Raw genomic sequence first — 12,292 nt, 5'->3', positions numbered from 1 at the left:
TTAAAGTTGGAGAAATATGAAGAAATTTAATAGAAGAATTATAGGATTATTGTTATGTTGTCTAGTTTTTGGAGCTTGTTCAAAGAAAGAAGAAAATGTTGAAACAAAAAAAGAGAATAAAAATAATGAAAGTGCAAGCTTTAAGAAATTTTCAAAATCTTTTTTTGGCGTTTTTGATACAGATATAGCTTTTAGTGCATATTGTGCAAATGAAGAGGAATTTAATAAATACTATAAAGTATTGGAAGAAGATATGAAAAGATATCACAATCTTTACAATTCTTTTGAAAATGCTAATGAAAATAATATAAAAACTATAAATGATAATGCGGGAAAAGAACCTGTTAAGGTTGATAAAGAAATTATAGAGCTTTTGGAATTTTCTATTGAGAGTTATAAAAAACTCTCTGATAAAAATAATATTGCAATAGGAAGCGTAACTTCTCTTTGGAAGGCTGAAAAGGATGCAGCTGTTGATCTTAAGGGAAAACTTCCAGATGATAATAAAATAAAAGAGGGATTAAAACATACTAATATTGACAATATTGTAATTGATAAGAAAAATAGTACGGTTTTTCTAAAGGATAAGGATATGAAACTTGATGTTGGAGCTATTGCAAAAGGCTATTCAGTAGAAAAAGTTATGAATAAGTTAAAGTCAATAGGTTTAAAATCTGCAATAATTTCAGCAGGTGGAAATGTAAAAGCTATAGGAAGTCCTTTAGAAAAAGATAAAAACAAATGGGGAATAGGAATTCAAGATCCTAAGTTTGATTCAGAAAAAGTTGATATAAAAGAAGTCATTTATACAGATGAAACTTGTGCTGTAACTAGTGGAGATTATCAAAGATTTTATTATGTAGGAGATAAAGTTTATAATCATATCATTGACCCTAAAACTGGTTATCCTAAAGATAAAATAAAAAGTGTAACAGTTTTATGTAATGACTCTGGTCTTGCAGACTTTCTTTCAACAAGTTTATTTTTAATGGATGTTGAAGAAGGTAAAAAACTTTTAGAAAAAATCGAAGGTGCAGAAGCTTATTGGATTCTTTCTGACGGAAGTGTACATTTTACAGAAAAAATGGAAAAAATGTTGAAAAGTAAGGGAGCTACAAATAAATAATAGATATTTAAAGCTAGGATATTATCCTAGCTTTTTGTGTATTTATAAGTATTTGTTAAGTATTTTTACAAAATAATAATTTTATTATTTAATAATTTTTTTGCATAAGAATAATGAATGTAAAAAAATTTTTTTATTTTTATTAAAAAAGGGTTGAACAACGTTCATAAAAGTGTTATAATATTCAATGTAAAAAATGAACATTGTTCAATTTATAAAAAGGAGAGAATTATGACTAATATTAAAGATAAAAAAATAAGTAAAGAATATAAAATTATTCAATCTGCACTTGATTTATTTCAGGAAAAAGGATATGAGAAAACTACGATTAGAGATATTATGTTAAAAACTGAGTTTGGATTGGGAACTTTTTATTTATATTTTAAAAGTAAGCAAGATTTAAAAGAAAAAATAATTTTGGATAAAGCTATTAATTTAGTTGTTCAAGCTGAAAATAAATGTACACAAACTGATACTATTGAAAGATATACTTGTTTTGTAAATTATATTATAGACTATTTTATACAGAATCCTTTTGATTTAGAGTTAATATCGCATAATATGAGTTGGACTCTATATGCAAAGATTGAGAATGACGAAAGATTTATAGAAGCTGATACAACGTTAAAATTTATACTTAGTAAATATGAAAAGTTATTTTCACATGAATATACTGATTCACAGAAGTTATATATTCTTTCATTGACTATTGAAATTGTAATTTCAACTTGTAAAAGTGCAATGATGAAAGATTCTATTTTATCTATTGATGAAATGAAAGCAGTTTTATTTGAAGTAATTAAAAAAATATTGTTAAATAATGGAGATTAATATGAGAAAATTTGCAAAATTTATTTCACATCATCCAAGACTTGTATTACTTGTTATGACTTTGTTATTGATTCCTTCAATAATTAGTTATAAAAATACTGGTGTAAATTATGATATACTTTCATATTTGCCAGCAGATTTAAATTCAACACAAGGTCAAGATATTCTAGACAAAGATTTTAAAAACGCTGCAACAGGAATGGTAATTTTGGATGGTAGTGATAAAGAAGCCGAAGATTTAAAAAAGGAAATATTGAAAATAGATGGTGTTGAAGATGTTATTTCTAGAACGTCAATAATAGGTGATTCTGTTCCCAGTGATTTTTTACCAGATAAAATTAAAAATATTTTTTATTCAAAAGATAGTACATTGATGATGGTAAAATTTAATGAATCATCATCTTCATTTAAAACCATGAATGCTATTGAAAGTATAAGAAATATTAAATCCAATAAAAAATATCTAAGTGGGGTAAGTTCAATAGTTAAAGATACAAAAGATTTGATAGACAAGGAAACTATAATATATGTAGGATTAGCAATTGTTTTAGGCTTAATTATATTGAGTATTACTAATGAATCTACAGTTATTCCTTTTGTATTTATGTTAACAATAGGATATGCTGTAATTTATAATTTTGGAACTAATATATTCTTAGGCCAGATTTCGTACCTAACTAAAGCAATAGCTGCTGTTCTTCAATTGGCTGTAACTATGGACTATTCTATTTTCCTATATCATAGATATGTTGAAGAAAAGAAAAGAAGAAATAGTAGAAATGAAGCTATGGAAAGAGCGATAGAAAACACATTTACTTCTTTGTGCTCGTCATCTCTTACTACTATTGCAGGATTTTTAGTTTTGATTTTAATGAGATTAACACTGGGAAAAGATATTGGTCTTGTAATGGCTAAGGGTGTTCTAATTGGATTGTTATGTACTGTGATTGTCCTTCCACCAATGCTATTAATTGCTGAAAAAGCAGTAAATAGATATAATCACAAAGTTTTATTGCCGTCATTTAATAAGTTGGCAGATTTTGATATTAACAAAAGAAAAATATTAGCAATAGTTTTTCTTTTACTTTTTATTCCAGCGATTATCGGATCAAATAATACTAAACTATATTATAATTTGGATAGATCTTTGCCAAAAGATTTAGATTCTATTGTTTCATTAAATAAAATGAAAAAAGACTATAATATGGCAAGTACTCATTTTATAATTGTTAAGGAAGATTTATCAAATTCTAGTTTAACTTCTATGATTGATGAATTAGAAAAAGTAGATGGAATTAATAGTGTATTGAGTACACATTCTGTAACGGGAGTTACTTTACCTGCTGAGTTTTTGCCTGATAAATTAAGAGATAATTTTGTGAAGAATGGCTATCAAATGATAATGATAAACTCAGAATATCAAACTGCATCACCTGAAGTTAATGAGCAAATTAAAGAAATTAGAAATATTATATCTAAATATGATGATAAGGGATACTTAACAGGAGAAGCTGTATTGACAGATGATTTAACAGAAGTTTCTGAAAAAGACTTTAAAATGGTTAATATTGCTTCAATAGTAATTGTTTTTATTATTATAGCTATTGCATTTAAGTCTATAGGAATACCAATTATTTTAATATTAGCAATTGAATTAGCTATTCAAATTAATATGGCAATCCCTTACTTTATAGGACAAACAATACCATTTATTACTTCAATAATAATTGGAGTAATTCAATTGGGATCAACTATAGATTATTCTATTTTAATGACTGATAGATTTTTACATGAGTATAGTAAGACAAAAGATATAAATAATTCATTAAGAATTTCTGTAAAAGAAACATCTAAATCAATAGTAACAAGTGCATTATCATTTATGGCAGCTACTATTGGAGTTGGAATTTATTCTAAAATGGAAATAGTGTCTACAATATGTATGTTTTTAGCAAGGGGAGCGATTATAAGTATGTTAGTAATTATAATTTTGTTACCTGCTTTGTTGAGTGTAACTTTTCCATTTATTAAGAAAACAACAAAAAATTTGGCGTAAAGGAGTGTAAGATTATGAATAAAAAATTTCAAAAAGCTATAGCATTAGGTATAGTTTTTTCAATGATTATTGTAAATATTTCATTTGCAGAAGAAAAAAATACTATAAAAAAAAGTGAAACAGTTTATGTAACAATAGACGGAAATGAAGTCAAAGATAAGACAGTATCAGTTTGGTTAAATTCTGATAAAAATATTAATGTTAAAGATAAATCTGATTTAAAAGAAGTTAAGAATTTAAAAAATGATAAAACAGTAACCGAAGAAAACGGGTATTTAAATTGGAATGAATCTGAAAAAGACATATATTATCAAGGAAAAACTGATAAAAATTTACCTGTAGAGTTGACAGTAAAGTATTATTTAGATGATAAAGAAGTAACAAATTCAGAATTGGACGGAAAAAGTGGACATTTAAAAATAGTTTTAAGCTCTAAAAATAATAGACATGAAACTAAAAGTGTAAATGGGAAAACTCAAGAAGTTTATTCACCTTATATTGTTGCTACTGCTATGGTTTTTGATGATGAAAAAGTGAGTGATATAAAATCTGATGACGTTAAGATTATTAAAGATGGCAAAAACCAAATTGTTACCTCAATTTTAACTCCTGGATTAAAGCAAAATTTTGATAGCATTAATAAAGATAAAGATTTAAAAATATTTAAAGATTCAATATCTTTAGAAATGGAAATAAAGGATTATAAGCCTATTGAAATTTATTCAGTTATAACAAATGAATTCTTTCAAGAAAAGAAAAATTTAGATTCTATTGATAATTTAAAAGATGGAATACAACAATTAGAAGATAATTCTCAAAAATTATTTGATGCTTCAGTAAAATTATCTGAAGGACAAGAAAAATTAAATAATGGTATAGGTCAATTGCAAGGAGGAGTAAAGCAAATATATTCAGGAACAGAAAAATTATCTAGCTCAATGGAAAAAATTAAAGGAAAATTTGATTCTTTAGCACCAAAAGTTGGAGTGATTCAAAATTATATTTCTGAAATGTATAATGGTAGTTTACAACTTTTTTATGGCGTTAACAATTATACGGGTGCAGTTAGTAAAATAAGTGAAAATGTTGAAAAAATTCAAAATGGAGCAACCTTAATTGACAAAGGTTCAAACGATTTGGATAATGGAGTAAAAAAATTAAAAAATGCTACCGGAAAAATGAAGGAAGGTAGTAAAAAAATTGACAATTTAATCTCTCAAAAAGATGAATTATTAAATAAATCAACTCAGTTATCTCAAGGAATGAGTAATTTAGGAGCTAGCTATGGAAAGATTGTTTCTGCTATAGAAGAAATGTCTAAAAAGTCTATACAATTAAAGAATTCAACTAAAGAATTTAATACAAAAATACATCAAGTTGAAAATTCAACTAAGAGTTTAAATTCTAATATTTCTTTAGAAAATGATATTAAAAATTTAGAAGTAAAAGCAAATAATATTCAAAAAGTCATTGATGATTTATCAAACAAAAATAAAGATGGAAGTTTGACATCTGAGATATCTATCCTAAATAAAACAAAAAATGACTTGTTAAATGAATCAAAAACTTTGAAAGCAAAACAAACTGGTTTATCTAAACTAAATACTTTAGCACAAGCTATGTCAGAACTTGCAAGTAATTCTGATAAACTTTTAAAAGCAAATTCTGATTTATCTGATGGTTTATCAACTGTTTATACTAAGATGAATGAATCAAAAGCTCAACTTGAAAAATCAACAACAGATTTAAATGCAGGTCTTTCTAAAATTGGAGAAAGTATGAAAGGTGATGATTTAAAAGTTCTGAAATCTTCAATAGAACAACTAGATGGGGCAACAGGAAAAATAAAAACAGGAACTGAAAGTTTAAAATCAGCTACTAATCAAAATAAAGTTGCAATGGGAATGTTACAATCAGCGATGAGTAAATTAGATGAAAATTCTAATTCTTTAAAGAATGGTTCTGGGCAATTAGCTAATGGGTTAGGTGAATTTAAAACACAATCTCAAATTTTAAACTCATTATCTCAAGTCAAAGAACAAGCTATTATTCCATTCTCAAATGCTATTAATTCACTTAATGATGGACTTAAAAAAATGGATTCAAGTACCGATCAATTAAAAGAAGGTAGTGATAAACTGACTTCATCACAAAAAGAATTTAGTTCAAAATTAGGAGAATTTAAACAAAAGGGAATTGATGAATTAGAAAATAAAACAAAAGAAGTAAATGAATTTAAAGATATTTTAGATATAATGCTTTCTATGTCAAAACAAGATGCTTCATTCAGTGGAACAGATGATAACTTTGACACAAAATCTAGAATTATAGAAAAAATAAAATAAAAGTTATAATAAAAAGATAAAAACCCCTAAATCCATTTTATATGAATTTAGGGGTTTTTTGTGTATCAAATTTACTCTAGCTTTTTTTTATTTCTTCATATTTACAATTTGGACAAATAACTTTAATCTTTCCTTTTCCTTTTGGAATTCTGAGTTCTTGTCCACAATTTTTACATTTAAAATATTTGTAATTTTTTCTATCCTTAGATGAAAATTTTAAAAGTCTGGAGTATATGGGAGAAATTAGATTAAAAAATTTTAGTTGCTCCATTGCTCTTTTCCTTTTATTTTTTGAGAACATTCTAAAAATAGCAACAGAAAGAAAAACTAATGAAGTTATTGCTAAAATATTACTTTTTTTAAAAAGACTTATAATGGAAAATCCTAGTGAAAAGTAAATTATAATATTATTTAAAATATCCCAACCATATCTATCTTTCATAAAATTTAAAAATCTCTGTTTCATAACAACATCTCCTTAAAAATTATTAAACTAATTTGGTTATACCACAAAAAATACTTATATTAACAGTTTGATATTGTTTGTAATTTATGATAAAATAAAAAAGATGATTTGATTGTTGATAGAGGTGTTTTATGGAAAATTTTGGATTAAGTGTTAAATTTCAATACGATATTGATGTTTTTTTAGAAAAAATCGACGAATTTGCCGAAAATGATAATTATGGTTTTTCACTAGAAGAAGTTGATGGTGAAATGATTTTAAATTTTGAAATTCTTCCTTATCTGTCTTTGAATTTTAAAATTGATGATTTTATTGAAATGAAAACAGAAACTTGTTACTATGGAGCAGGCTATCATACCCTAGTTGTAAATTTTGTTAATGAATTATTTACATTCTTAGGATGTAAATTTGAAATAAAAGATGATACAGGTTTCTATAAATATAATAATTTTGAAAAACTTAATGAACTATATAATAGGTGGTTTAAAAATAGAGTAGAATTAATTTTAAATAATAGAGATAGTATTAGAATTAGATCTGTATTTATGGATAATCAAAAAGCTTTTCCTATAACTACTGAAGATTATGTTTGTACATATATGGGAGTAATGACTTTGTCCGAGTTTGAAAACTTGTATATAAATGATATTGAAGGACTTAAAAAAAGAGTTTTACTTTTTAACGAACAATTAATAGACCCTTATTCTGATGAAAATTACCTACTTTATCATGTTTGGAATAATTTAAAAGATTTAACATTAGTAGATGATTTTGATGAAAGATTGTCTATGGCAATGTTTATGTTTGAAAACTTAATCGAAAAAAATGTACTGATCCATTTACCGCAAAAATATTCCAGAGAAATATATAAATACTTAGGGGTTAATAAATTTTCAACATCAAATTTTGCATACAGAAAAGTTAGATATGAAGTTGGATATCATTTTTATGATAAATTTTTAAAGGATTTGGATTTTTCATTAAGGATACCAAGCTGGTTTGAATATAACAATAAAATTAAGGGTTATTTAACAACAGATAATGCTATATTTTTGAGTGAATATAGCAGTTCAGATGGCTTTGTTTTAGATGAAAAGTATCTATCTGAAAAAAGTACAGAAGATTTTAAAATTTTAATTTCTGATACAATTAACGAAAAAAAATTCTTTTTAGGATTTGACGATTTAGATGATGAATATGGCTATGTTTCACGACAAAATCAAAATGATATGAATTGTGAGGAAACAACTTGTCAGATTGTTGATGTAAGAAGAAATAAAATGTATGAAATATGTGTTTTAGGAACTGAATCATTAGATGTAATTAATCAAATGATTGGGTTAATGTAGGAGTTTTTTATGGATAAAGTAGGGAGAACAAAAGAGGATATTTTTAATGTTTTAAAAGATAGAATTGTAACTTTAGAATATGAACCTGGAAAAATACTAAATGAAATTGAATTATCTGAAGAGTTTGGAGTAAGTAGAACACCAATAAGAGCTGTATTTCAACAATTAGAGGCTATAAAATTAGTTGATATTGTTCCAAGATATGGTGTTCAGGTTGCAACACTAAACTTTTTAAATATTAAATCTCTATTTGAAGTTACAAAAGTTTTAGATCCACTTGCTACGAAGCTTGCAGTTTCAAAATTAACTGATAAAGATAAAAAAAGACTTAGAGAAATAGTTTCAACTTTAGAAACATATGATACAACAAAAGATTACCAAGAAGCAATTTTGCTAGATGAAGAATTTCACAAAATTGTTACAAAATCGTGTGCGAATCCTTGGCTTATAGATATATTATCAGATTTACATTGTCAAACGGAAAGATTATGGCATTATTGTGATATATATTTTAGTGATATGGAGATTTTTACTAGAACATTTAAAAAGATTGTGGAAGCATTTGAAAAAAAAGATGAAGAAATGGCTGAAAAATATGCAAGAGAGCATATTGAGGATTTTGTAGAAAAAATAAAATCAGCGTTATTATAATAATTTGAAGTGATTAGATTTACTAATCACTTTTTTTATTGTGAAACAACAAGGTTCTCGGGGACCATTTGATGTGAGGTGTTGTGGAAGAGTAGAATTCTTGATTTAATTTATAGAATAATTTTAAAAATATTTAGGAGTTAATCAATTTTTAGTAAATTTAATTTTAAATAAATTTAATTGTTAAAAAATTAAATAAAAAATTTACCATTATATAAATTTTGTTATTTATTACATTTTTGCAATTTTTTTCTATAAAAAAGTAAACTTTCATAAATTTTTTTTATAGTAACAATAATAGCTAAAAATCAATATATAATGAATAAATATTAACTATTTAACATTTTCATTCATAAAAAAACATATAAAATACTTTTGAAATACTTAAAATAATATATTATAATACATCTAACAAAGGAAGTGATTTATTTGAGTTTAAAAATTGTATCAAATAATTCTTTAGTAAAAGAAAAGTTTGATTGTGTTGAATTTGTTGATGGAAATTATATTGATGTTTTAATTGCTACAAGAGATTTAATACATAAAGGATGCTCCTTGGTAAGTCATCCTTTGCCAGCTAGTATCAGAATGGTCTTTTCTTCAATTAGAAGTATTGTGATTGAAGACGGTAACGGTTTTGATGAAAATAGCATTTTAATCATTGAAGAAGCAATTGACAAATATAATTTAACAATGAAGAATAGAAATGTTGATTTCAAAAATGTTAAAGATTATGAAATTGTCGATTTAACACTAGTTGAGAGTGCATTGGAAGAATATAAAGCACTTAGCAAACTGGAAAAATAAGTGGAGGTGGTATTTTGAAACTTCAAATGAACAGAATCTTCATTAAGGATTTGGCATTTGGTGAAGAAACTAAAGTAGAAAATCATACTTTATTTATTAACAAAGAAGAAATAGTTAATGAATTAAAGAAAGAACCAGGAGTTAAAGATATTGATATTGACTTTGCAAAACCTGGCGAAAAGGCAAGAATTATCCCTGTAAAGGACGTTATTGAACCTAGAGTAAAAATTGAAGGGGCAAAAGGATTTGCAGGAGTTACAACAGATGTTGCTCAATTAGGAGAAGGTGTTGTAAATGTTCTTTATGGAGCAGCAGTTGTTACAATTGGAGACATTGTAGGTTTCCAAGAAGGTGTTATTGATATGTGGGGAGAAGGAGCAAAATGGACTCCATTTTCTAAGACATATAATATCGTTGTAGATATTAAAGTTGTTGATGGATTACATCCACATGAACATGAAGAAGTTGTTAGACTTGTTGGACTTAAAGCAAGTGAATTAATCGGTGAAGCAGGAAGAAATGCTAAGATTGATGAAACTGTTGAGTATGGCATAGGTGACAATGATGAAGAAACCAAAAAATATCCTAATTTACCAAAGGTAGTTTATGTTGAAATGTTAATTTCACAAGGATTACTTCATGATGGATATATTTATGGAACATGTACAAGACAAACTTTACCTACATTAATTCATCCAAATGAAGAATTAGATGGAGCTGTAATAAGCGGAAACTGTGTTGCTGCATGTGATAAGATTACTACTTACCAACATCAAAATAATGCTTGTATTTTAGATTTATACAATAGACATGGAAAAGATATTAATTTCGTTGGTGTTGTATTAACTCCAGAACTTACAACTTTAGCTGGAAAATTCAGATGTTGTGATTACACTGCAAAACTTTGTAAACTACTTGGAGCTAATGGTGTAATAGTAAGTGAAGAAGGTTACGGAAATCCTGATTCAGACTTAGTAATGATTTGTACAAGACTTGAAAAACAAGGTATTAAAACTGTTCTTGTTACAGACGAATGTTCAGGCTGGGATGGAATGAGCCAACCATTAACAGATACATCAAAAGAATCAGTTGCTGTTATTTCAACAGGTAATGTAAGTCATGTTGTTCATTTAGAAAAAGCTGATAAAGTATTAGGAGATTCAGAAGCTATTGCTAATTTAGCTGGTGGCTGGGATGGAGCTTATAATCCTGAAACTGGAACTCTTGAATGTGAATTGAATGCCGTTATAGGAGCTACTTCCGAAATAGGTTATCACAATGCAACTGTTGAATTATACTAAGAGGGGTGAGAGTTTTGAGTAAAAAAGTATTATATTATATCAACCAATTTTTTGGACAAATTGGTGGAGAAGAAATGGCTCATGTAGCTCCAACTTTTGATGAAAAAGCAGTTGGACCTGCAATGGGTTTTGAAAGAAGTTTAGGACAAGACACAAAAGTTGTTGGAACAATTATTTGTGGTGATAACTTCTTTAATGAAAATTTAGACGAATCTTTAAAATTTATAAAAGAAGTAATGGATAAAGTTAATCCTGACATTGTTGTAGCAGGACCTGCATTTAATGCTGGTAGATATGGTATGGCTTGTGCTGGAGTTGCAAAATTTGTAACAGAAAATTACAATATCCCAGTTGTTACAGGAATGTATGAAGAAAACCCAGGACTTGACGCTTGTAAGTCAATCGCTTATGTAGTTCCAACAGGAAATGTTGCTAGTTCAATGGGTAAAGCACTTCCAGTAATGGGAAAATTAACTTTAAAATTATTAAATGGTGAAGTTGTTAAACCTTTAGTAGATGGATATTTTGCTCAAGGTAAGAGACTAACTGTTTTATCTGAAAAAATTGGTGCTGCAAGAGCAACTGATATGTTGATGAAGAGATTAAGAGGAGAAGAATTTGAAACAGAACTTCCAATGCCAGTATTTGACAAAGTAGAACCTGCAAAAGCCATTGCAGACTTATCAAAAGCTGTTATTGCAGTTGTTACAAGTGGTGGTATTGTTCCATTAGGAAATCCTGACAAAATTCAATCAGCATCTGCACAAAAGTGGGGTAAATATGATATTTCTGCTTTAAACGAATTGGGAAAAGATTATTGTACAATACATGGTGGTTATGACCCTGTTTATGCAAATGAAAAGCCTGATAGAGTAGCTCCAGTTGATATTCTTAAAGAGATGGAAAAAGAAGGAAAAATTGGAGAAGTTTATAAATATTTCTATACTACTACTGGAACAGGCACAGCAGTTGGAAATTCTATTAAATTTGGTGTAGAAATTGGTAAAGAATTGAAAGAAGCCGGAGTTGACGGTGTTATACTAACTTCTACTTGAGGTACTTGTACACGTTGCGGTGCAACGATAGTAAAAGAAATCGAAAGATATGGTATTCCAATTGTTCATATGGCTACAATTGTTACTATTTCAAAATCTGTAGGAGCAAATAGAATCGTGCCTACAGTTGCAATTCCTTATCCTGTAGGGGATGCAAGTTTAGAAAAAGATAAAGAATATGCAGTTAGAAGAGATTTAGTTGAAAGAGCGGTTGACTCTTTAGCAACAACTATAGAAGAAGCAACATTTTTCTAAAGAAAAATTTGTTATAAAATACATTCCACTTACAGACTATTCTGTAAGTG

Annotated in this window: 10 protein-coding genes; 9 read left to right on the top strand and 1 reads right to left on the bottom strand. The window is 27.1% G+C overall.

Going from position 1 to position 12,292, the window contains the following annotated elements; all coding sequences use genetic code 11:
• The first annotated feature begins 16 nt into the window (after window positions 1–16).
• The 4 genes from VJI77_RS01530 to VJI77_RS01515 all read left to right on the top strand — a co-directional run bounded on the left by VJI77_RS01530 (window position 17) and on the right by VJI77_RS01515 (window position 6,358).
• Window positions 17–1,126, top strand: coding sequence for an FAD:protein FMN transferase (locus VJI77_RS01530; RefSeq protein ID WP_323987980.1), 1,110 nt, complete (start codon window positions 17–19; stop codon window positions 1,124–1,126).
• A 231-nt stretch (window positions 1,127–1,357) separates the two neighbouring features.
• On the top strand, window positions 1,358–1,957 hold the full coding sequence (locus VJI77_RS01525; RefSeq protein WP_323987979.1) for a TetR/AcrR family transcriptional regulator: 600 nt from the start codon (window positions 1,358–1,360) through the stop codon (window positions 1,955–1,957).
• Window position 1,958: 1 nt separating this feature from the next.
• The gene (locus VJI77_RS01520) at window positions 1,959–4,013 is read left to right on the top strand and encodes an efflux RND transporter permease subunit (protein ID WP_323987978.1); all 2,055 of its coding nucleotides are present in this window, start codon (window positions 1,959–1,961) and stop codon (window positions 4,011–4,013) included.
• Window positions 4,014–4,027: 14 nt separating this feature from the next.
• Complete coding sequence (locus VJI77_RS01515) at window positions 4,028–6,358, top strand: hypothetical protein (protein WP_323987977.1); 2,331 nt, start codon at window positions 4,028–4,030, stop codon at window positions 6,356–6,358.
• A 76-nt stretch (window positions 6,359–6,434) separates the two neighbouring features.
• Here VJI77_RS01515 and VJI77_RS01510 read toward each other — a convergent pair whose 3' ends face one another.
• Window positions 6,435–6,824: a zinc ribbon domain-containing protein gene (locus VJI77_RS01510; RefSeq protein ID WP_323987976.1), complete on the bottom strand. Its 390-nt coding sequence runs from the start codon at window positions 6,822–6,824 to the stop codon at window positions 6,435–6,437.
• Window positions 6,825–6,955: 131 nt separating this feature from the next.
• Between VJI77_RS01510 and VJI77_RS01505 the strand changes: the two genes are divergently transcribed.
• The 5 genes from VJI77_RS01505 (at window position 6,956) to VJI77_RS01485 (ending at window position 12,242) form a co-directional block, all read left to right on the top strand.
• Window positions 6,956–8,173 (top strand): hypothetical protein, encoded by a 1,218-nt coding sequence (locus VJI77_RS01505; RefSeq protein WP_323987975.1) that lies wholly within the window; start codon window positions 6,956–6,958, stop codon window positions 8,171–8,173.
• A 9-nt stretch (window positions 8,174–8,182) separates the two neighbouring features.
• Window positions 8,183–8,824 carry a GntR family transcriptional regulator gene (locus VJI77_RS01500; protein WP_323987974.1) on the top strand — a complete coding sequence of 214 codons (642 nt, stop codon included), beginning with the start codon at window positions 8,183–8,185 and terminating at the stop codon, window positions 8,822–8,824.
• A gap of 429 nt (window positions 8,825–9,253) precedes the next feature.
• Complete coding sequence (locus tag VJI77_RS01495; protein WP_323987973.1) at window positions 9,254–9,631, top strand: GrdX family protein; 378 nt, start codon at window positions 9,254–9,256, stop codon at window positions 9,629–9,631.
• A gap of 14 nt (window positions 9,632–9,645) precedes the next feature.
• The gene (locus VJI77_RS01490) at window positions 9,646–10,932 is read left to right on the top strand and encodes a glycine/sarcosine/betaine reductase component B subunit (RefSeq protein WP_293438796.1); all 1,287 of its coding nucleotides are present in this window, start codon (window positions 9,646–9,648) and stop codon (window positions 10,930–10,932) included.
• A gap of 14 nt (window positions 10,933–10,946) precedes the next feature.
• Window positions 10,947–12,242 (top strand): glycine/betaine/sarcosine/D-proline family reductase selenoprotein B, encoded by a 1,296-nt coding sequence (locus VJI77_RS01485; RefSeq protein ID WP_323987972.1) that lies wholly within the window; start codon window positions 10,947–10,949, stop codon window positions 12,240–12,242.
• Window positions 12,243–12,292: the final 50 nt, after the last annotated feature.

The organism is Parvimonas sp. D2 (genome assembly GCF_035282635.1).
GTDB lineage: Bacteria > Bacillota > Clostridia > Tissierellales > Peptoniphilaceae > Parvimonas.
This window is presented reverse-complemented; position numbering and strand designations above follow the sequence as displayed.

Bases quoted from the DNA above. Each gene is read 5' to 3' on its own strand.
- VJI77_RS01500 (WP_323987974.1), top strand. From the start codon at position 8,183: ATGGATAAAGTAGGGAGAACAAAAGAGGATATTTTTAATGTTTTAAAA.
- VJI77_RS01530 (WP_323987980.1), top strand. From the start codon at position 17: ATGAAGAAATTTAATAGAAGAATTATAGGATTATTGTTATGTTGTCTA.
- VJI77_RS01525 (WP_323987979.1), top strand. From the start codon at position 1,358: ATGACTAATATTAAAGATAAAAAAATAAGTAAAGAATATAAAATTATT.
- VJI77_RS01520 (WP_323987978.1), top strand. From the start codon at position 1,959: ATGAGAAAATTTGCAAAATTTATTTCACATCATCCAAGACTTGTATTA.
- VJI77_RS01505 (WP_323987975.1), top strand. From the start codon at position 6,956: ATGGAAAATTTTGGATTAAGTGTTAAATTTCAATACGATATTGATGTT.
- VJI77_RS01515 (WP_323987977.1), top strand. From the start codon at position 4,028: ATGAATAAAAAATTTCAAAAAGCTATAGCATTAGGTATAGTTTTTTCA.
- VJI77_RS01510 (WP_323987976.1), bottom strand. From the start codon at position 6,824: ATGAAACAGAGATTTTTAAATTTTATGAAAGATAGATATGGTTGGGAT.